The sequence below is a fragment of the Lactococcus sp. UBA7128 genome (genome assembly GCF_002492185.1).
Classification (GTDB): Bacteria; Bacillota; Bacilli; order Lactobacillales; family Streptococcaceae; genus Lactococcus; species Lactococcus muris.
Genome location: NZ_DKXK01000046.1, coordinates 1 through 21,194 on the forward strand (window position 1 = coordinate 1; position 21,194 = coordinate 21,194).

Genomic DNA, 21,194 nt, shown 5'->3' on the forward strand with positions numbered 1-21,194 from the left:
AATCTTTTTCTTACCAAATTCAAAATGATTTCCTTTGTGATGAAGCTATTTTTCATATTCTTATAAAATAGTATGCCGTCATTTATATTTTGAGCAAAAAAAAAGAGCACATAAGCTCCATACTTAGTGCTGCTACCGTCAGGTCCTGACACGCTTCGTAAGAAACTTATTGCTCCGAAAGTTATTATAACATATTTCTGCTTCTTTTGACAAGTCGTGCTATTTTTATCTTCGCCTATAAGGCTCTCTTTCACTTCTTCCCTTTATAAGCCTGCACTGCCTCGTTATAATCCTCTTTCATTCTTGGAAATTGTTTTTTAATAGCCTGAGCAGCAACAAAATAAAAAGCAATAACTAAAATCAATAGTGCAAAGTTTATCAAAGAGAGAATCGCTGCAGTTAAGTTTACTTCAGGATGAGCAATGAGACTCATAACGTAAAAAACAGACAAGACGTTATAAACATAGTAAAGAATAGGTGCAACATGACAAATTTTAGGCGCTTGAATTTTTTTGTAATTGACGTGCGTAATAATAGCAAAGACGAAGATAATCATTCCAGCTGCATTAACCGTAAAGCCCAAAAAAACTGCGATAAATAATACAATCAGGGCAACTGGAATACTGATACTGTTGAGCCATGCGCGATAGGGAGCCGTTTTTTCTTTGTAATCTTGTTTTGTTATTTTTTCTATTTCCATAATTTCATCCTTAATTTCTAATATTTTATATTTTCTCAAAAGCTACTTTTTTCTTCTCTTTTGGAAGAAAGTTTGCATGATATCTGCGCATTCTGTTTCTAAAACACCGCCTTGGACGGCCACTCTATGGTTGAGACGTGTATCTTCCAAAATCTGATACAAACTCACTGCGGCCCCAAATTTTGGATTCGTCGCGCCAAAGTAAACTTCTGGTATACGCGCTAAACCGATTGCTCCGGCACACATAACACATGGTTCAATAGTGACAAATAAAGCACAGTCTAACAAGCGCCAGTTTCCCACAACTTCGTTGGCAGCTTCAATCGCACAGATTTCCGCATGGTGGGTTGCTCGTCCATCAAGTTCACGCCGATTAAAAGCTCGGGCGATTATTTCTCCTTCGCGCACAATAACTACACCAATGGGTACTTCTTCATTTGCTGCTGCCTTCTCAGCTTCAAGCAGCGCTTGTCCCATAAAATATTCTTTTTCTTCCTGAGTAAATGTCATTCTACCGTCCATTTCATATGCGGTTGAGCTAAGTCTACCGGAAGATTTCCTGCTGCTTCCTGTGCCTCGTCTCGTAAAACATGTAAATCCCCAACCTGCGGCAAATGTGTGAGAATTAATTTTTTCACATTGGCTTGTGCAGCAATTTCCCCTGCCTCTACACTGGACAAGTGATTAGGCATGTGGGAGTATTTGGTATAGTGCTCTTTGAAAAAATAAACATCAGCAAGCAAAATATTCGCATCTTTTGAAAAATCGACAAGTTCTGAAAAATAGCCTGTGTCGCCTGTGTAAACCAAAACTTGTCCTGTTTCTCTCTCAACGATACGCATGGCATAACAAGTAACAGGATGCACTGTTTTTAAGAACTGAATATCAAAAGGACCGACAGTGCTACCGTTTTTGATGTCATAAGCAATACCTTGGCTGACATTTTCCAAAGATAATTTTGCAAATTCGTGTTCATTCTCTTGATGCCCATAAATAGGCAAAATTTCAGGTTTCACCGTTTGCAGCTGACGGTACTGACGCAAGACGCCTAGGTCTGCAATGTGGTCTTCATGATAGTGGCTCAAGATGATTGCATCCAAATCATTGGGCGAAAGTTCATGTTCAAGTTCCGTCACGGCACGTGAACCTGCATCTAATAAAAGATTAAATCCCTCCTCACTTTGCAACAAATAAGAAGTTGTGCCGGCATCACGTGTGGGATAGCCGCCCCATACACCAAGTGCTGTCAGTTTCATATTTTCTCCTCTCTTTCAAACCTCAACATAAGGTAAACAATGATTAAAAATGTACTTGATACAAGTAACGTCCAGTTTCCAAAGATATCTGCACTATAGGTCCCTAATATCGTACCCAAGAAGAAAGAGGCCACCAGACTTGCAAATACCCGAAAATTTTGTAAATAATGCTGTTCATGTGTCAAACTATACTGTGTTAAGTTAACCATGGTAGCTTTTAAATTCCCAGTCATCATAATACTTCCATAGGGCAGTCCCCTTGTTTTACTAAATGTGTCATGCTGAATAGCCATAAAAAACGACAAAAAACCAACAAAAATAGACACCGGTAACTTTAAAAAGGTCACATAAAGCAATGTGAAAAGGGTTATCCCAGACCACTGCAGCAAAAGAAGATAGAGTGTATCTGGCTTATACTTTTTTCTCAGATAATAAGAATAAATATTTTTAAAAATGACACCACAAGAAAAAAAGAGCACAGGAATCATAAAGTCAAGCACACGTATAAAGTTACCTTTTGCCAAATAAACAGCCGCCTGAATCATGTTCCCCGTCTGCATCCCTATAAAACGCCCGCTAAAGTGGAAAAAGGAAAAAGCATCCATAAATCCCGCATTCATCGCTAAAATGGAAGCAACTCTTAATCTTTCTCTCATTTCGATGTTCATAGTATTCATTATAGCACATTCTGAAAGGCAAGGTTCACTATAGCTTAGTCAAGCAGTTGGAAATTCCTAGTTTAATACAACATAAGCTATGACGTAATCATCTTTTTTAGATAACACTATATTTTAGGGCCTTATGAAAAAATAGAGCTTTTGCCTAAAATCAGTCAAGCTCCTATTTTATCCTAATATTTTTGTCCTTAGCCTCATTTTTAAAGGCGTTCTACCGCCTGCTTCTGCTCTTCAATAACTTCTGCCCCTTATCCTCCACAGTTGCTAAGTAGAAGCCTTCATTCAAGAACAGCTTCCTCTCCTGATGTATAGATTACTTTTACTTTTTCATCTGTACTTCCCATTTTCAAGCCTTTACCACTGTGGAAGCCAAAACTTCCTATTATTACCGAATTCCCTCTGATAACAGTTCCATCGGTTTCTTCTATATCAAAGTCAACATTTTTAATCCCAGGGGATGACTCATAAAGAGCTGTAAACGTAATTTTTTTAATGTCTTTCACCTTATCTTTTATCTCAATTGCTGTCTGTTTCTCTAATTCTATACGGTCATGTTCTTTACTTTTCATATACAGTGTTTCTCCAATAGCTAATGCTAAAATAACAAACAATGCAACGATTATTCCTACTGCCATTCTCTTTTTCTGTTTCGACATCTTTTGTTCCTTTGTAAAAAAAGTAGCCGCTTGGACTACAGGTTATTTCGATGAGACTCCCAAACCGTGAACTCTTATGCCCACCTTCTGCGGCCATGTCCACATATTTTTTCTTCAGTTACTGATTAATACTTTCTAGCACTTCTTCGAACGTTTGAATATTTTGATAGAGTGGCTTCTGCTGTTCTAAGTAAGTTTGGAACTCTTGACTTCTTCACCCTCTGCGAGTGTAGTTGCCATTGAATTTACAAGTTGAAGTACTTATTGTTTAAATTCTTCAAGCATGACACAAAGTGCTGGCCTTTTCATTCTCTGCAAGAAAAAATAAGAATGCTGATTTTTTCTTAATTTTATTTTATCAATCTCCCCCGTCATTGTCAAAGGTATAACAGACATCCTCTAGGTGGAAGATGATTTTTACATTTATTTTGTCTTCTCAACAGATGCAATGTAAGAAAAAGTCCATAAAAAATAAGCTCTGATTCAAACAGAACTTATTCTAATTTTTTTAATCTGCAGCCAAAGCCTCGATTGTATTTAAACGTGCAGCACGCGCAGCAGGAGCAAAGCTTGAAAGTAAAGCAATGATTACCGCAATGATAACTGCAAAGACAATATGCCCTAAAGTGATTTGAACAATATTTCCACCAACTAAACTGTGGAGTGCTTTATTGATAATTCCTTGACCAGCATAGGCAAAAGCAATAGCAATTCCCGCTGATGCCAATCCAAGGATAACACTTTCTGCAGTAAACATCCGTGACACATCCTTACGACGACCACCTAATGCGCGAAGCACACCGATTTCTTTTGTACGTTCAGCAACAGACATGTAAGTCGTCACCACAATCATAAAGATTGACACAATCAAGCTGATACCAGCAATTGCTGCTAAAACGGTCGAAACGATACCTGTGATATTTGTAATTGTATCAAGCATACTGCCGATATTAGCTGAAGCGAACACCAGTTTATCATTATCTTTGATAGCATTGATTTTGTTGCTCACTTCTTTAACATGATCGGTTTCGGTAACAGTGACATAGACTGTATTTGGCATTGCTTCTACGTTGTTTGCTTTGAGCATTGTTTCTAAAGCTTCCACAGAAGTTATCACCCCAGAAACTGGAATTTCTTGCAAAATACCCGAAATTTCCATTTCTTGTGTAATGGTCACTGGGCTATTGTTTTCATCTAAAGTTTGGAAGCTGACTTTCACGTTTTTTCCAATCACTGCATTCCAGTCCTTGGCCTCATAGGCTTTTGGATCAAATTTCTTCATGTCTAATTCAGAAATAACAATCTGATTTCCTTTAGGTTTTGAACCAGCCTGTAAACTTGAAGACTGAATCATCGGCGTCCATGACATGATGGTTTGGCTTCTTGCCGTCTGACCACCGTAATCTAAACTAACAACGCCTACTTTTGCGATTCCTTCATTTACTTCTTTGACATTATCCAAGGCTTTTAATTTGCTGATATTATCTTCTGAGATACTGAGCATTGCTTGCTGCGCCATCGAAAAAGCTTCGTTAGTGTCCTCACCTTGATTGTTTATCGGATCGCGTTTAACGACAGAGATAATATTAGGATTGGCCAGACTTGTCACCTGATCATTCATATACTTTGTTGCCCCGGTACCTAGGCCAAGAAAGAAAATAACGGAAAAGAGGCCTATAGCTGTTCCCAGCGCAATGAGAAGATTTATTTTCCAAGTATTTGTAAAATGTTTGAAAGCAGTCTTAACCACATCTCCATACGAGAGGGCTTTGGTCTGGAAAGGCTTTATCTCATGAGGTACAGGATAAGCTGGTTTAGCACGCTCATCCCCAGTAATCTGACCGTCTGCTAGACGAATAGTACGTGTACCATAATCCGCAACTTCTTGCGAGTGAGTCACGACAATGACTGTTTTACCAGATTGTGCAATTTGACGGAGAAGTGCCAAAACTTCTTTGGTATTCTGCGAGTCAAGAGCTCCTGTAGGTTCATCTGCAAGAATGATTTCCGGATCACTAGCTAAAGCACGAGCAATGGCTACACGCTGCTTTTGCCCACCCGAAAGTTGAGCTGGCTTTTTCTTACGGTGTTCATAAAGTCCAACTTGTTTTGTCAGCTCAAGCGCACGTTCCATACGTTCTTTTTCAGACAAACTTGTCATTTTTAAGCTAATCAAAATATTATCAAGAACGCTCAAATAATTAATCAAGTTAAAAGATTGGAAAATAAAGCCGATAGTATCACGACGGTAGGCATCCATGTCTTTTTCTTTTTTCGTCTTTTGTGCCACACCATCAATGACAACATCACCGTCATATTCTCGGTCAAGTCCACCGATGATATTCATCAGCGTTGACTTCCCACCTCCAGACTCTCCGAGTAGACTCACAAAGTCTCCACGTTCAAACTCAAGATTAATTCCTTTAAGAACTGGAAACTCTTCTTTGCCTAGAAAATACGATTTTCTAATATTTTTTAATTCTAATACTGGCATAATTTCTTCTTTCTAAAATAAAGATATATCCATTATACCTTAAATATATCAACTGAGCTTAGGACCTAAGACTGATTTCCCCTCTTTTAAAAATCATCCCAGTTTTCTGATCTTTTATTTCGTGGCTGATAAGGGAAGTTCCATGGCTTATGCGCTTCTCTCATATGATGGCACATTTCTTTTCTCATTTTTTCTTCCATTTCTCTTCCCATATGGTGTATCATACGAGGATCAAAGTTGTCAGGTCGCATACCTGCAAGGTGAAAATCAATTTCTTCCTCTCCCTTGATGCTTTCTTCCAACTTTTCTAAGATGCGAATGAATGTCACTTGTTCTTCTTTGGTCAAATGACCAAAAATCCCTTCCGACAAGTCATCTTGACTTTCCTTATAGTCAACTTGGGCTTGTTTGCCTTCTTCCGTCAAGAATACACGACTCACGCGCTTGTCATTTTCATCTGTCACACGTTTGACCAGACCACGCTGTTCTAAACTTTTTACTTGAGCTGTGACACTTGAAGGCCGAATATCAAGGAGTTCTGCAATTTCTGCATTGGTTAATCCATCTGTTTTCCAAAGCTCAACAAGTAAACCTTGAGCACCCATACGAGGCTTCCTCTCCCCAAGCTTGCTTGACATTCTTTCCCTATGCAAAGCCATGATAAGTTGTGGGTTATGTAGTAATTTTGAAAATAGGCTGAGTAATTTATTCGTTTCTGCTGACATCATCTTCCCCTTTCTTTATTTAGTTTCTTTTTAAAAGAAGCTAACGAAATATATTTTAAAGTATTTATTTCGCTTTGTCAACAAAAAAACTAAAGACTTTTCAAAAGTCATTAGTTCCTAAATCCATCTGATAAAGTTTTCGGAAGTCTTCATCGTTTTGTAGCAAGTGTTTAGGCTGGTCATCCAGTTTTATTTTCCCATTTTCCAAAAAAATGACCCGATCCATATGTTGCACCCCAAGCAGATGATGAGTGATAAAGATAATGGTCTTGTCTTTCAACCGTTCAAAGAAAAGCCGCAACAGTTGATTTTCAGTAATAGGATCTAGAGAAACTGTTGGCTCATCAAGAATAACCATATCCACATCTGAAAGTAAGATACGTGCTAAGGCCAAACGCTGCCGTTCCCCTCCTGAAAAGCGTTGTCCCGCCTCATCCACAAGTTCATCAAGCTGTTCAGGGAGCGAAGCAACCATTTTTTTCAAGCCAACAAGTTCCAAAGCCTTCCAAATTTCTTCGTCACTCGCATCCAAACGTGCTAAGCTGAGATTTGAACGAATACTGGCATTGAAAATATAAGGGCTTTGGTTAATCACGCCGATTTTTTCTTCCACATTATTTGCATAAGCTGGCTCTACACCTGACAAATCAAGACGCCCTTTTTGAGCAATCAAATCTCCCCGAATAAGGCCAGCAAGTGTTGATTTCCCAACACCTGAACGCCCTAAAATCGCCACATGCTCTCCTTTTTTAATGTGTAAATTTAAGTCTTCAAAAATCTTTTTCTCACCGAAAGAAAAACTTAGATTTGAAATTTGTAAATTTGTATCTAAAATTCTTTCCTGACGAACATCTTCTTTGACATCAGGCAAATCATTGAGACGTTGAACAGAATCACCATAACGCTGTGTCTCTACCACTGCATCTGACAAAGGAGCAAAAGCATCAAATAAAGGAAAGGCTGCCAAAGAAACAGCTGCAATATAATTAGGAGCGTCTCCTGTTCGCAAGCTTGTGCCCGACCAGACAATCAGATAGACAATAAGAAGGGCAAAGATAAGCTGTAAGACAAGATTACGTTTGCGAACATAACTCAATAACTTCTCTTGAATCTGACGCGTTGCTTTTTCTGAGCTTTGATAATCAAGCAAGAAGTCTTCTTTTCTTCCTGATAAAACCCAGTCTTGTAAGCCCAAAACATCATCTGTCAAATCTGAAAAGAGTTTGTTTCGATAATTTTTCAAGTCCCGATCATATTTAGCAGAAACTTTAAGTGAAACATAAGGTAAAACAATAACCATGAGACCCAAGAAAAAGGCAACCGTCAAAGCCAATGCTAGCGAAAAAACACCAGAAGAAAGGATGAGGGCGACAGATAGAGAGCCCACAATCATCAGGGGAAAGAGTGTCCGTAAGAATAAATCTTGGATGTTGGCAATGTCTTCATTGAGCAAGCCTAGGAGCTCTCCTAATTTGTAGCGCTCAGACAGACCAATGGCTGACTTTTCCAGTCTTAGATAGAGTTTGCGCCGAAGGTTACTGGTGATGCGTAATATCCAGTTGTGCGATGTTAAACGTTCGATATAACGTACGACAGGACGCGAAATACCAAACACACGCACCATCAGAACGGGTACATAAATGATTAAAATATTTTCTGGTTTAGTTGCTGACTTTGAAATCACGTAACCTGCCGAAAACATGAGCAGACCGGCACAAAGCATCGTTATGGTTCCAAGAACTACTGCTAAAACCATCCCAAAACGATATTTACGCAAAAAGGGGGTAATCCAGTCATTATTGAAAAGAATTTTTTTCATTTTTTCTCCATTGTTTTTACAATTAAATCGTTTTGCCTCTCATTTCACGTAAAAGCTCTTGATAATAAGTGTTGCTAGCTAAGAGCTCCTGATGTGAACCGGCTGCTTCTAACCTGCCTTCGTTCAAGACAAGGACCAAATCCATCTGAGGCAACCAATGTAAGCGGTGCGTAGCCAAAAATACGAGCTTTCCTTCAAAAAGAGGCAAGATACTTTCTTTTACCTCTAGTTCTGTTTCCACATCTAGATGGGCTGTAGGCTCATCTAGGAAAAGGATATTTCTATTCTTGGATAAGAAAGCCCGTGCCAAGGCCACACGCTGCATCTGTCCGCCAGATAATGTCCGTCCTCCGGCACCAATATTTCCCTCTAAACCTACCTCTTCTACCAAATCTTTTAAACCTGCCAACTCTGCTGCGTGAACAATTTCTTCATCTGAGGCCTTAGGCTGGTAAAAGGCTAAGTTCTCTCGCAAGGAGCCTGCGAAAATGTAAGTGTTTTGCGGAATGAATTGCAGGGACTGGCGGAAGTTTTTATCATTAAGTGAATCCAGAACATGTGTATCGAGCTGTATCTCGCCGGAACTTGGTTTCAAAAATCCTGAAAGTAGACTTAAAAGTGTGGATTTTCCTGAACCAGACTCACCCACAATGGCCACTTTTTTGAAGCCTTGGATGGCTATGTTGATGTCCCTTACACCGCGCCCTGTTTCAAAAACTTTGCTCAGGTTGTTCAGAACTAATCGAGAATCTTCACTCCATCGAATAGGTTCTGGCAGAGCTTTTGTTAAATGATCTTCAGCCTTTAAAACTTCATTGACACTGGCATAAGCGTTTTTTCCATTCAAAGTTGCGTGATAATCTGAAGCAAAATCTCGTAGTGGTAAAAAGTATTCCGGTGCTAAAATTAAGGCTGCAAGTGCTGGAAATAAAAGGATGGAACCCTCCATTAAGCGAAGACCTAAAAAAAGAGCCACTGTAGCTACAGATAAAGTAGCAAAGAAATCTAAGGCAAACGTGGACAATATAGCCACACGCAAGGTCGCCATTGTTGCCTTACGGAAACGTTCAGAAGTCTGATAAATTGACTGTGCATATGTCTTAGACAGTCCAAAGTATTTCAAGGTCGAAATCCCACGAAGCGAGTCCAAGAAGTGATTGGATAAAACTTGAAAGCTTTTGTACTGTTTATTCGCTTGACCCTGTGCAGCATACCCTAATAAAATCATAAAGATAATGGCAAAAGGAAAAGCAATAGCCAACACAAGGGCAGTCTGACCGTCTAAAAAGGCAATAGCTACCAATAAGAGAACAGGGACAATCATCATATTCAAAACTTTGGAAAGAACCAACTTGATGTACATTTCCACCTCATCAATCCCTGAAATAACTGTTGAAGTAAGGTTCCCCGTCCCCATTTCTCTTGATAGAGTCGGCCCTAGATTGAAAGCTTTCGCAAGAACCTGATTCCGCATATTTGCAGCTAAACGATAGGAAACTCTGTCCAACATATATTGCCGCAGAAAATTAACAAGCTCTCGCCCAAAAAAGCTAAAGAAAAACCCAACAATATAAGGCAAAACTTGTCTCACTTCTTGCCCCTGCCATAGCCCTGTTATCGCTTGAGACAAGAACAAAGCCTGTCCTAAAATACATAGGGCTTGAAGTAGAGCAAGTCCTCCAAGAGCGGGAAGAATCTTACGTACTCCTGGAAGAGTAAATAGAGTTCTATCAATCATTTAAATTACCTATTTCTTATTCTTTTGATAACTTTTATTATATCAAAATATAGGTCTTATACCTTTGAAACTGCTTATAAATTCTTTATTTTTCAGAAACAAAATGCAACCCAAGTGTCAACAAGATAAAGAGCTGTCAAATAGTTTTATTCTAACATGTATTATACTTGAAAAAGCAAGAAAAAAAGCTCCTTTTAGAAAAGGAACCTTAATATCAGTTACTCGCTGATGCGCTTTTTGAACACGTGATAAGTCCAAGCCATGTAAGCAAGAACGAATGGCAAGATTGCCATTGTAATAATGGACATTGTCGTCAAAGTATAGTGTGTTGAGCTTGCATCCTTAATCAAGATACTATAGGCTGGATTTTCAGCAATCATTACACGTGGGAATAAGCCTTGGAAAAGCAAAGCAACCAGTGCAAGGAAAGTCAAACCAGACGATAAGAATGCTGCCATTTCACGTTTTTTAGCTACGGAAAGATGTGCTAAAACAGTTAAAAGAACAATAACTGCCAGCAAGACAATAGTCAATACCGCATGTTTTTCAACAAAATCTGTATATAGAGCAAGCAAGATTGCAAAGACAACTTCACCTGCATAGAGGAGAAAATAAAGTTTATTCGCCCACTCATTTGCACGCTGGCGCATGCTTCCATCTGTTTTCAAAGCAATGTAGTTCAAACCATGCAAGAAGCTCATCAAAGCTACCGCAACACCTCCAACCAGAGAAAGAGGATTGACATAATTTATGAAGTTGGCATAGACATCACCACGTGCATCCATAGGAACGCCTTGAATCATACTGGTAAACATCAAGCCAAACAAGAATGGAATAGCAAAACTTGTCACCCCTAAAATAATTTCCCAAGCACGTTCTCCTTTTTCAGTCTCACTGCGGTGACGAAACTCGAAAGTCACACCACGCAAAATTAGACAAACAAGTATCAGCAAAAGAATATTGTAGTAACCTGAGAAAAGGGAAGCATACCAGTAAGGAAAGCTGGCAAACATCGCACCACCAGCTGTCAAAAGCCAAACTTCGTTCATATCCCAGAAGGGACCAATTGTAGCGATGGCTTGATTGACTTCACGCTTATTGCGCGCCAAGGTTAAGACACTCATTCCCACACCAAAGTCGAAGCCCTCGAGAAAGAAGAATCCCCCGAAGAGCACTGCAATTAAAATAAACCAAAATAATTGTAATCCGCTCATCTCAAAGCCCCCCTTCTTGTTCAGTTTTTATCTTTTTTCCACCGAGACTTTCTCTACTAAACGGGTCTAAATCTACATAAGCAGTTTCTGCCTTATATGCACTATTGCGCATGATGCGGCGACTGAAAAGAATCATAATCGCACCCAGAACACAGAAAAGTACAAAGTAAACAATATTTGAGAAAAGCAAACTTCCTGCTGAAACATTCGGAGAAACAGATTCTTTAATCGTAAAGAGACCATAAACCGTCCAAGGGTAGCGTCCAAGCTCAGTGACCAACCAGCCACAGGTCATAGCTACAAAAGGAAGGAACATTGACCAACCATAAAGGCGCATCATTCCTGGTTTTTCAAACATCCAAGGTTTCTTGCGACGTGTCCAGAAGAGACCTAGAGCTGAGATAAGCATAAAGTACATGCTCAAGCCAGCCATGATACGGAAGGTGTAGAAGAGAACCGTAACTGGTGGATAGTAATTCTGATGATCCCCATATTTGGCTTCCAACTCCTTGTTGATTTGATTCATCCCTTCAACTGAACCAGAAGGACGGTGGTAGGTCAGAATTGATAGCATGTAAGGAATGCGTATACCAAAGACCGATTTGTGCTCAGCTTCGTTAAAGAACGCGACCATATCCCAGGCTGCTGGATCCTCTGTCGTTTCATAAACACCTTCTGTCGCTGAGAATTTCATCGGCTGAGAGTTTTTAACTTCCAACATTTGTTGATCACCTGCAACAAAATTGCCCAGTGCACCAATCAAAGCTACCCAAAGTCCTAAACGTAAAACTGGTTTAAATAAATCCACTTCTCGCTTTTTCAAGATTTGGAAGGCGGAGATACCTGCAACCGCAAAACCACCTGTTAGAAAAGCTCCTGTGATAATATGTGTAAATTCCAACATTGTTTGAGGGTTAGTCAATAAGGCTGAGAAACTCGTCAAAGTTGCGCGGCCATCAATGACTTCATATCCCACTGGATTTTGCATGAAACTGTTCGCTGCAAGAATCCAAAGTGATGAAATCCATGTTCCAACCATTACCAAGCCAAGTGTAGTTAAATGCAGTTTTTTACCTAAGCGATCCCAGCCAAACATCCAGACACCTAAAAAGGTTGATTCCATGAAGAAAGCCAGCAAGGCTTCAACGGCAAGTGGCGCACCAAAGATATCTCCAACAAAACGAGAATAGTCCGACCAGTTCATACCAAACTGGAATTCTTGGATAATCCCTGTAACAACACCTACAGCAAAAGACAATAGCATGATTGTACCAAAGAACTTGGTACGTGTTTTCCATTTCTCATCACCCGTTTTAACATACACTGCCTCCATAATAAAAGTCATCGCTGTTAACCCAATTGAAAGGGGAACGAAGAAAAAATGGAAGATTGTGGTCATGCCAAACTGAAAACGTGCGAGAGTTTCAATTGTAAACATAAAGCCTCCTATTGCTCGAAAAAAAGTAAAAAGCACAGAATTCCCGAGACTAACAAAAATTAAATTATAACTTATTTTAACATTATGAAAGCGGATAGAAAAGAAATTTGTTTCTAAATTTAAGTTTCGGAAAGATTACAATTCCATGTCATCCTCTAGCACCCTTCAGTTCTCGGCCTTCTTTTTAACTTCAACTCAAAATACTAAACACCTGCATCTTATCCCCTCTATCACAAAAATTACGGAAATAGAAACAAAAATTTCGATAGGATTTTTATAAATGTTATTAATCAAGTTAGTGGATGCATCAAAATAGAGCAGATATTCAAATAAAATCGCCAATGCTCACCTCATAACATTTTTCTCAACCTTCTGGGTTACAGAGTACCATTCACCCTTGCTACTTTCGTTGGTATTCTCAGTTTCTTTACCTCTTTGGTAATGGAGGCCTTCTATTTCATACAAACATTAATTTGGGACGATCCTATTGAGGGATTTCCTACTCTGGTTATTATTGTCCTGCTACTTGGTGGCCTACAACTGCTGTCTCTTGGGATTATCGGAAAATATATCGCCAAAATTTTTCTCGAAACCAAGAAGCGGCCTAACTATATCATCAAGGAAAGCAACATAAAGAGCCCTCATATGAGGGCTCTTTATGTCACTTTCTTTAAATCTTATTTTTTACTTTTACAATCTTAAAATCTTGACCCGATTTTGCAGAAAGGACACACTTATCCAAGTAACTTTTAAGCAAATCCCTAAACTCTACTTTCTGTAAAAAATGAATGGCTTCAAAATCAATCGTCACTTCTACTTCTGTAGGATTTACCATATAAACAAATGCTTCAGATTCCGTATAACGCAAAATTCCCAAGACATCCTCATGATAAAAAGGAACAAATTTCCCACGATAAAGTGATTTTTCTGTACGTCGCTTTGCTATCCATTCTTGATAGAGAGTATGTGTTGGGGCATGGATATTTTTCCACGGAAAATACTTTCGATTTTTAGGATCTTTACGCCCTGTGAGTCCTGCTTCATCTCCATAGTAAACACAGGGCACTCCCGGTAGGGTAAAGAGCATCCCTACAGCCAAATCATTAGCCTCATCACCTACCATGGTTAAGATACGCTCTGTATCATGTGTTCCAAAATTATTCAAATTATTATAAAAAATATCTTGTGGGTAATTTTCATTGAGAACCATCATCTGGTAGGCAATGTCTTGGGCGCTTCGAGTAGAGGTGAGATAAGCAATAATCATTTCTCGAAAAGGATAATTCATAACGCCATGCAAGCTATGACCTAAGATATAGTCTCGACGCTTGCCATAAGAAATTTTGTTCGAAGCATCTTCCCAAACTTCTCCAATGAGAACTGTATCAGGATAGCGCGACAGGTTCTTGCGGATACCTCGGATAAAACTATCCGGTAACTCATCTGCTACATCTAAACGCCAACCATCGACTCCCAGCTGATTCCACTTCGCGAGGACAGAGTCGGTTTCACCATAGATAAAGTTTCGAAATGAAGGATTGTCTTTATCAACTTCCGGTAAGTCCTTGATGCCCCACCAAGACTTATAATCCATAGGATATTCCGTAAACTTGAACCAGTCCATATAAGGGCTATCTATACTTTTAGCAGCTCCAACATCACTGCCATATTGACCTGATAGATTAAAATAGCGCGAATTTTTTCCTACATGTGAGAAAACACCATCTAAAATAATATGCATATCTTCTTTGTGTAACAGGTCAACCAGCTCTTGAAAATCTTCTTCTGTGCCCAACATACTATCTATCTGAAGATAATCATTAGTGTCATAGCGGTGATTACTGCTCGCTGAAAAAATGGGATTAAGATAGAGGGCTGTAATTCCAAGTGCCTTAAGATAAGGTATCTTTTCAATAATACCACGAAGGTTGCCTCCAAAAAAATCCCAACGGATGACATCTCCCTTTTCATCTCTAATATAAAGAGGGGTATCTTCCTTTGTTGCATATATAAAAGAGTTAGGTTTGGGATGATTAATTTTCCCATCGGAGTTACCATTGTGAAAGCGATCCGGGAAAATTTGGTAAAAGACTGCCTGACGATACCACTCCGGTGCTGCATCTTCTGCTGAAAAGACCGTCGCTTGATAAGGGCGAACGTCATTTTCATTCATATAAAGTACACCCTCGCCTCCAAGACCACTGCAGCCATAGTAAAACTTTTTAATCCCCCAATCTGTTGGCTCATTGATTTCAAAATAATAATAATAAAGTCCTTGTCCGACATCAAACTTCACCGAGGAACTAAAAAGTCCCCGGTCCAGCTTTTGCATATCGAACTCCGAGCGGGCACCAAAATCACGCCGAATGATAAACTTAACCGTGACATTTTCTTTATCCGTCTTGAGATTAACCTTCATAATCTGTCCAACCTGGATAGCGCCAAAAGGCCGCTTAAAATCTGAATCCCAAGAATTATAATAATACACTCTTTCCCCTTTCCATTTGCTTCTTGAAAGTCAAGCTGTCTTAAAGTCATTTTATCCCATTAAAACATGAGCAAAAAAGGAAAGACAAGCTTCTTTCCCTTGCTTAACAATCAGACTTCCTCACTTTTTTCTTCAATGAACCAGATATCTTTCGCATACTGACGAATCGTACGATCTGATGAAAAGATACCCGATGTCGCGATATTCATCAAGCTTGCTTGTGCCCAAGCTCTTTGGTCGCGATAGAGATTTTCAAGATCTTTTTGAGCACGCACGTAATCGTTAAAATCACGCAGAAGGAAATATTCGTCATTGAAGGCAGTGAGGGACTCAAATATTTCCGGACCTTCATTCGTGATGTTTGGAATAGTGCCATCGATAAAGGCATTTAAAATGCGATGAACGACTGGATTTTGCTCATAGATATCACGCGCATTATAGTTTCCATTCTTATAGTATTCGTAAACTTCATCTTTTGTAAGCCCAAAAATAAAGATATTTTCATCTCCACAAGCTTCTTTAATCTCAATATTTGCGCCGTCTAATGTTGCCATAGTCAAGGCACCATTGAGCATGAACTTCATATTTGAGGTTCCAGAGGCTTCTTTGGAAGCTAGGGAAATCTGTTCGCCGACATCAGCTGCTGGGATAATTGCCTCTGCCAAACTCACATTATAATTTTCCATAAAGACCAGTTTCAAGCGGTCCTTAACCACTGCATCTTCATTAATCATCACAGCTATTTCATTAATGACTTTTATAATCGCTTTTGCATAATGGTAACCTGGTGCAGCTTTGGCTCCAAAAATAAAAACACGTGGTACCATTTCTAAATCTGGCTGGTCTTTAATATCAAAATAGAGTTTCAAGATATGTAAAACATTTAAAAGTTGACGTTTATAAGCATGGAGACGCTTAATCTGCACATCAAAAATCGCTTCCGGATTGACCTCAATACCGTTTTTTTCCTTTATCAAGGCTGCCAGATCTTTTTTATTTTCCAGCTTGACGGCTGCCAACTGCTTTAGAGTTTCTGTATCTTCTCGAAAATCTTTCAAGGCCTCCAGTTTGACTAAATCATGACGCCAAGACTTACCGATTTTTTCATCCAGAAGTTTTGACAAGCGTGCGTTAGAAATTTGGAGCCAGCGGCGGTCTGCTATACCATTGGTCTTGTTATTGAAACGTTCGGGATACAGCTGATAAAAATCATGCAATTCTACATCTTTAAGAATGTCAGAATGCAATTTAGCCACTCCATTTGTCGAGTGAGAACCGATAATCGCCAAGTTGGCCATATGAATTTGACCATCTTTAACGATACGAGTCTTATGGATAAGTTCGGCACCTACATGCGGAAGAAGCTCATCCGTGCGACGTTTATCAATTTCATTAATGATTTGATAAATTCGTGGCAAGAGCGTGTGTACCATCTCTTCGGGCCACTTTTCTAATGCTTCAGATAAAATTGTATGGTTAGTATAACTCATCACCTTAACTGTAATATCCCAAGCCTGCTCCCAAGAAAGACCATTCTCATCAAGCAGAAGACGCATAAACTCTGGAACACAAAGTGCTGGATGTGTATCGTTGATATGAACAGCTATGTAATCAGCGATTTGGGCAATAGGGGCAATCTTGTTTGACTTATAATGACGAATAATCCGCTGAAGCCCAGCTGATACAAAAAAGTATTCTTGCTTGAGGCGAAGCAAGCGCCCATCATAATTAGAATCATCAGGATACAGTTCTGCTGATAACATTGAAGTTTGGCGCATGTATTCCATATTTTGAAATTTCACATCCAAGTCTTGAGGAACTTCTGAACGCCAGAGGCACATATTATTAACTCTTGTATTTTCAAAACCAACCATTGCTGTGTCGTAAGGTACAGCCAAAACGCGCTCTTGATTACGGTAACGTGGTATCAATCTCCCATCTTCTGTTTCTTCTAGCCAGGTTTCCCCACCAAAAGTGACTTCAATTGCCTTGTCTGCTCGCCGTACTTCCCAAGGATTAACATTGTTAAGCCATGAGTCCGGTAACTCTACCTGATAGCCATCGATTATTTTTTGCTTAAAGAGTCCATAACGATAGCGGATACCATTACCATTCACCGGCAAGCCTGTTGATGCAGCAGAGTCCATAAAACAGCTCGCTAAACGCCCTAATCCTCCGTTACCTATAGCCATGTCCGGCTCTACTTGTGCTACCTTTTCAAGATCGATACCCAACTCTTGCAGTCCTTCACGAACTGTTGAAAGAATCCCCAGATTAAGAAGATTACTCTTTAACATTTTCCCCGGTAAAAACTCAATTGAGAAATAATAGGTTTGCTTTTTCTGACTCCTATCTTTATATTGATTATCTCCTTGCCAAATTTGTGTGTAATATTGCTTTACCACAGATGAAAGTGCTGCAAAAGTTTCTGTTATTCCAGCTTTAGCAACATCTGTTGCAAACTCTGATGTGAGACTTTGTTCAAAGTCTTTTCTAAATTGCGTTTTTGAAAGCTTCAATATATCTTACTCCGATTTTATTTTCTATTCATGAATTTTTTCAAGAAAGGGGTTATATGTTCATTTTTCTAACTGCTTTTGTTAAAACATCTCTCTGTAAAGTTGGATATACTGATCCGCCTTTGTCTTCCAAGAGAAGTCTTCTTCCATCGCTCTAAGTCTGAGTTTCTGAAGAACTTCCTTCTGGGTCTTATACAAATCCAGCGCTTGATTAATCGTATTCATCAAAACCTGTCCGGTAAAGTCAACGAAACCAAATCCTGTGCCCTCCTTTGTTTGAGGATTATAGGGTTTGACCGTATCTCTTAAACCACCAATTTCATGAACGATAGGTAGCGTACCATAGCGCATTGCAATCATTTGTGAAAGGCCGCAAGGCTCAAAAGCAGAGGGCATCAAAAAGAAATCACTTGCTGCATATATTTCCTGTGCAAGCTTCACGTCAAAACTAATAATTGCAGCACATTTGTCCGGATATTTTTCTGAAAAATATTTAAAACCATTTTCAATATCATCATAACCCGTTCCTAAGAGGACGATTTGAACATCTTTGCTCAGGATTTCATCCATACGCTCCAAAACAAGATTAAATCCTTTTTGGGTTGTCAACCGACTCACTATGCCAAGTAAGGGTTTGTCCGCGTCTCTCGGCAGTCCTACCCGTTCTTGTAACAGCCTCTTCATCTTCTTTTTTCCTGATAAGTCAGAAGGAGAAAAGTGGTGTTCAATCATCCTGTCATTTTGGGGATTATAGACATCATAATCAATACCATTCACAATACCGATAAGTTTATCCGAAACAAAGCGTAAAACAGAGTCTAAACCACAGCCAAATTCAGGCGTTTGGATTTCCTGTGCATAGCTGGGGGATACAGTATTGACACGATCAGCATAAAGAATCCCTGTCTTTAAACTGTTCAGCATCTCATTGTGACGTACTACACCTTCGAAATATCGTTCCATCCCCATACCAAAGAGTTCTGTCAATGCCGTTCCCTGCATAATCCCCTGAAATTCAATATTATGTATGGTCAAGACCGTTTTAATACCCTTGTAGGCCTCTATCCACTGAAATTTCTCTTTCAAGAGAAAAGGAATCATTGCAGTATGACAATCATTAACGTGAAGGACATCGGGAATAAATTCAAGGCGTTCCATGAGCTGCACGATAGCTAGACTAAAAAAGGCCCATCGTTCACCATCATCCTCGTAACCATAGATTTCATCACGACCAAAATAACTTTCATTATCTAAGAAATAGTATTTGACACTGTCTTAAACCAAGCTTTTCACGCCAACATATTCATGCCGCCATCCCACATTAACATAATCCCAAAATTCGTCTTTTATCTGTGCCTTATAGCTTTCTGCTATACCATGTTTGTAGTAAGGCAAGATAACAGCAATCTGCATGTCTAGACCTTTCATAGCCAGCGCCTTTGGAAGAGCGCCAGTCACATCGCCCAACCCTCCTGTTTTGAAAAAGGGAGCACACTCACTGGATGCAAATAATACTTTCATATTTTCTCCTTATAGACATAAAATTGTCGTCTATTTATCAACGACAACTTTTGTTACTTCTGAATGATATTCTCTGTGACAACCGTATGTTTTGAAATAACAACGGGACGCTCAAGACTTCCTTCTACCCGTACATTAGGTTCAATAACTACGTGCTTATCTATAATTGCATATTTGACTTTAGCTCCTGCTTTAATCTCACTTTCTGTGAACACTATTGATTTTTCCACCACTGCATCTTTTTCAATTTTTGAACGGCGTGAGATTAAAGAATCTGTAACACTTCCTTCAACAATACAGCCTGAGCTGAGTTGACTATTTGTTACGTTACTTTCTTTAGAAAAGTAAGTGGGAACTTCATTGCTTACCTTTGTACGAACAGGCTGACTTCCGTAGAGTAAAGCAGTGAAATTACTCGAATCCAACATCGACATATTGGCATCATAGTAAGATTTAATACTTCTAATGTTGCTCATATAACCTGTGTATTCATAAGTATTGATATCAAATTCAGATAAATATTTACGGAGAAGTCGTGAACTAGAGGCATATTCCCCTTCGGCTTGCATCCGTTGAAGAAAGCCAATCAGCCACTCTGTATCTACAATAAACATGTTTAAACTCAGTGCTTCTTTATCTTGAACATCTGTAAGTTGTGCGAGAAAACTGCTTGAAGCCTTATTGTTTTCGTCAAAGCGAATAATCGTATCGACATCTTCAGCTATATCCGGTGTAACTTTTTTATAGATAGCCGTGATGTGTTTATTTGAAGTTTTATGGATTTTCAAAACAGCAGTCAAGTCAACATTACATATAAACTTACTGTCTATCAGAACTGTATAAGCAGCCTTAGACTTTCGTAAGAAGCTAATTTGTTGTTCAAAATAAGGAAGTCCCTGCTCTTTAAGACGTTGAAAATCCTGCTGAATATAAACAAAATAACGATTTTTGAAACTGTCTAATCCCCATTCGCTCCCTGAACCCATATGATCAAATATTGACTGTGTTTCACCTTGATTTGCTGTCATAAAAATAGAACTGACGTGGGCATTTGCTAATGAAGAAAGTGGGAAATCAAGCAAACGATACTTACAATCAAAAGGTAATGTCGCAATAGGACGTTGACTAATCAGAGGAGCTAAGCTTTCGTTGCGTGTTACGTTAGATAAAAGAGCACAAATTTTATTTTCAGTCTTCATTTTCTTCACCTTTTACTTCTCTGTGACCAATCACAGCAATATCACCTGGCTTGCCGATAATCTCTACATTATCACCTATATAAGCTTTTTCTCCAAGAATTGCATATTTTATGGTTACATTTTTTCCAATATGTGCCCCCGACATAACGAAGCTTTTTTCTATCTCAGTTCCTTCCTGAACATGGACATTCTGCGATAAAATGGAATCTGTTACCTGACCGTCAACATAGCTGCCATCACCGACCAAAGAAGCTTTGACATTGGCTTTAGACGTAAGAAATTGCGGCGCTGAGATATCGTTACGTGAGTAAATGCGCCATTCTTTATCTGTAATATTAAGTTCGTTTTTTAAATCAAGAAATTCCATGCTTGACTCGTGCAGGCTATCAATCGTTCCCACATCCTTCCAATAGCCCTTAAATCGGTAAGCAAAAACATTCTCTCCTGAATCAATGTAGGCAGGAATCACATTGCCTCCAAAATCCTCCATGTCAACACCTTTTGCATAGCCTGTAACCAAGACTTCACGTAGCCGTTTCCAATTAAAAATATAAATCCCCATCGAAGCCAGATTAGATTTGGGCTCAGAGGGCTTTTCTGCAAATTCAATGATACGGCCGTTATCATCCGTGTTCATAATGCCAAAACGACTGGCTTCTTCTAGAGGCACTTCCATAACAGAAACCGTCAAACTGGCGCCATGCTCTTTATGGCTGTTTAGCATTGCTTCATAATCCATCTTATAGATAT

15 protein-coding genes, 1 other RNA gene and 2 pseudogenes are annotated in these 21,194 nt (G+C 39.2%); 1 reads left to right on the plus strand and 17 read right to left on the minus strand.

The annotated features are described in order from the left end of the window. Positions 1-95 precede the first annotated feature (95 nt). The 12 genes from ffs to B4H39_RS05355 form a co-directional block, all read right to left on the minus strand. Positions 96-181, minus strand: an RNA gene (gene ffs, locus B4H39_RS05300) — signal recognition particle sRNA small type. 69 nt (positions 182-250) lie between these two features. Beyond that, complete coding sequence (locus B4H39_RS05305) at positions 251-700, minus strand: hypothetical protein (protein WP_202229978.1); 450 nt, start codon at positions 698-700, stop codon at positions 251-253. 42 nt (positions 701-742) lie between these two features. Beyond that, entirely contained in the window at positions 743-1,210 is a 468-nt protein-coding gene (tadA, locus tag B4H39_RS05310; RefSeq protein ID WP_251421226.1) for a tRNA adenosine(34) deaminase TadA, read from the minus strand. Then, positions 1,207-1,956 carry an MBL fold metallo-hydrolase gene (locus B4H39_RS05315; protein ID WP_251421228.1) on the minus strand — a complete coding sequence of 250 codons (750 nt, stop codon included), beginning with the start codon at positions 1,954-1,956 and terminating at the stop codon, positions 1,207-1,209. The genes tadA and B4H39_RS05315 overlap by 4 nt, the downstream gene beginning before the upstream one ends. Continuing rightward, a complete protein-coding gene (locus B4H39_RS05320; protein ID WP_251421230.1) occupies positions 1,953-2,624 on the minus strand; it encodes a YoaK family protein in 672 nt (223 codons plus the stop codon). The genes B4H39_RS05315 and B4H39_RS05320 overlap by 4 nt, the downstream gene beginning before the upstream one ends. 287 nt (positions 2,625-2,911) lie before the next feature. Then, positions 2,912-3,289 carry a hypothetical protein gene (locus B4H39_RS05325; protein ID WP_251421232.1) on the minus strand — a complete coding sequence of 126 codons (378 nt, stop codon included), beginning with the start codon at positions 3,287-3,289 and terminating at the stop codon, positions 2,912-2,914. 508 nt (positions 3,290-3,797) lie between these two features. Beyond that, positions 3,798-5,783 carry an ATP-binding cassette domain-containing protein gene (locus tag B4H39_RS05330; RefSeq protein WP_251421234.1) on the minus strand — a complete coding sequence of 662 codons (1,986 nt, stop codon included), beginning with the start codon at positions 5,781-5,783 and terminating at the stop codon, positions 3,798-3,800. An 86-nt stretch (positions 5,784-5,869) separates the two neighbouring features. Then, positions 5,870-6,511 carry a MarR family winged helix-turn-helix transcriptional regulator gene (locus B4H39_RS05335; protein WP_251421236.1) on the minus strand — a complete coding sequence of 214 codons (642 nt, stop codon included), beginning with the start codon at positions 6,509-6,511 and terminating at the stop codon, positions 5,870-5,872. Positions 6,512-6,608: 97 nt separating this feature from the next. Next, a complete protein-coding gene (gene cydC, locus B4H39_RS05340) occupies positions 6,609-8,327 on the minus strand; it encodes a thiol reductant ABC exporter subunit CydC (RefSeq protein ID WP_251421239.1) in 1,719 nt (572 codons plus the stop codon). A 22-nt stretch (positions 8,328-8,349) separates the two neighbouring features. Further along, the gene (gene cydD, locus B4H39_RS05345) at positions 8,350-10,065 is read right to left on the minus strand and encodes a thiol reductant ABC exporter subunit CydD (protein WP_251421241.1); all 1,716 of its coding nucleotides are present in this window, start codon (positions 10,063-10,065) and stop codon (positions 8,350-8,352) included. 218 nt (positions 10,066-10,283) lie between these two features. Further along, on the minus strand, positions 10,284-11,279 hold the full coding sequence (gene cydB, locus B4H39_RS05350) for a cytochrome d ubiquinol oxidase subunit II (RefSeq protein ID WP_202229969.1): 996 nt from the start codon (positions 11,277-11,279) through the stop codon (positions 10,284-10,286). Between the two features lies 1 nt (position 11,280). Further along, positions 11,281-12,717: a cytochrome ubiquinol oxidase subunit I gene (locus B4H39_RS05355; RefSeq protein ID WP_202229968.1), complete on the minus strand. Its 1,437-nt coding sequence runs from the start codon at positions 12,715-12,717 to the stop codon at positions 11,281-11,283. Between the two features lie 384 nt (positions 12,718-13,101). Between B4H39_RS05355 and B4H39_RS05360 the strand changes: the two are divergent. Further along, positions 13,102-13,419: pseudogene (locus tag B4H39_RS05360) on the plus strand (hypothetical protein); the annotation flags it as partial. Here the strand turns inward: B4H39_RS05360 and B4H39_RS05365 are convergent. From B4H39_RS05365 to B4H39_RS05385, 5 genes and pseudogenes are all read right to left on the minus strand, one after another. Then, a complete protein-coding gene (locus B4H39_RS05365; RefSeq protein WP_251421243.1) occupies positions 13,388-15,205 on the minus strand; it encodes a glycoside hydrolase family 13 protein in 1,818 nt (605 codons plus the stop codon). The pseudogene B4H39_RS05360 and the gene B4H39_RS05365 overlap by 32 nt on opposite strands. A gap of 110 nt (positions 15,206-15,315) precedes the next feature. Beyond that, complete coding sequence (locus B4H39_RS05370; RefSeq protein ID WP_251421244.1) at positions 15,316-17,724, minus strand: glycogen/starch/alpha-glucan phosphorylase; 2,409 nt, start codon at positions 17,722-17,724, stop codon at positions 15,316-15,318. Positions 17,725-17,805: 81 nt separating this feature from the next. After that, positions 17,806-19,245 (minus strand): annotated as a pseudogene (gene glgA, locus B4H39_RS05375) (glycogen synthase GlgA). Between the two features lie 53 nt (positions 19,246-19,298). Then, complete coding sequence (gene glgD, locus B4H39_RS05380; protein WP_202229964.1) at positions 19,299-20,444, minus strand: glucose-1-phosphate adenylyltransferase subunit GlgD; 1,146 nt, start codon at positions 20,442-20,444, stop codon at positions 19,299-19,301. Further along, positions 20,434-21,194, minus strand: a 761-nt coding sequence (locus tag B4H39_RS05385; RefSeq protein ID WP_286927534.1) for a sugar phosphate nucleotidyltransferase, incomplete at its 5' end; no start/stop codon positions are given. The genes glgD and B4H39_RS05385, both read right to left, overlap by 11 nt.

What these genes read in the sequence shown, in the direction of transcription:
- B4H39_RS05305 (WP_202229978.1), bottom strand. Translation starts at nt 700, where the DNA reads ATGGAAATAGAAAAAATAACAAAACAAGATTACAAAGAAAAAACGGCT.
- tadA (WP_251421226.1), bottom strand. Translation starts at nt 1,210, where the DNA reads ATGACATTTACTCAGGAAGAAAAAGAATATTTTATGGGACAAGCGCTG.
- B4H39_RS05315 (WP_251421228.1), bottom strand. Translation starts at nt 1,956, where the DNA reads ATGAAACTGACAGCACTTGGTGTATGGGGCGGCTATCCCACACGTGAT.
- B4H39_RS05320 (WP_251421230.1), bottom strand. Translation starts at nt 2,624, where the DNA reads ATGAACATCGAAATGAGAGAAAGATTAAGAGTTGCTTCCATTTTAGCG.
- B4H39_RS05325 (WP_251421232.1), bottom strand. Translation starts at nt 3,289, where the DNA reads ATGTCGAAACAGAAAAAGAGAATGGCAGTAGGAATAATCGTTGCATTG.
- B4H39_RS05330 (WP_251421234.1), bottom strand. Translation starts at nt 5,783, where the DNA reads ATGCCAGTATTAGAATTAAAAAATATTAGAAAATCGTATTTTCTAGGC.
- B4H39_RS05335 (WP_251421236.1), bottom strand. Translation starts at nt 6,511, where the DNA reads ATGATGTCAGCAGAAACGAATAAATTACTCAGCCTATTTTCAAAATTA.
- cydC (WP_251421239.1), bottom strand. Translation starts at nt 8,327, where the DNA reads ATGAAAAAAATTCTTTTCAATAATGACTGGATTACCCCCTTTTTGCGT.
- cydD (WP_251421241.1), bottom strand. Translation starts at nt 10,065, where the DNA reads ATGATTGATAGAACTCTATTTACTCTTCCAGGAGTACGTAAGATTCTT.
- cydB (WP_202229969.1), bottom strand. Translation starts at nt 11,279, where the DNA reads ATGAGCGGATTACAATTATTTTGGTTTATTTTAATTGCAGTGCTCTTC.
- B4H39_RS05355 (WP_202229968.1), bottom strand. Translation starts at nt 12,717, where the DNA reads ATGTTTACAATTGAAACTCTCGCACGTTTTCAGTTTGGCATGACCACA.
- glgD (WP_202229964.1), bottom strand. Translation starts at nt 20,444, where the DNA reads ATGAAGACTGAAAATAAAATTTGTGCTCTTTTATCTAACGTAACACGC.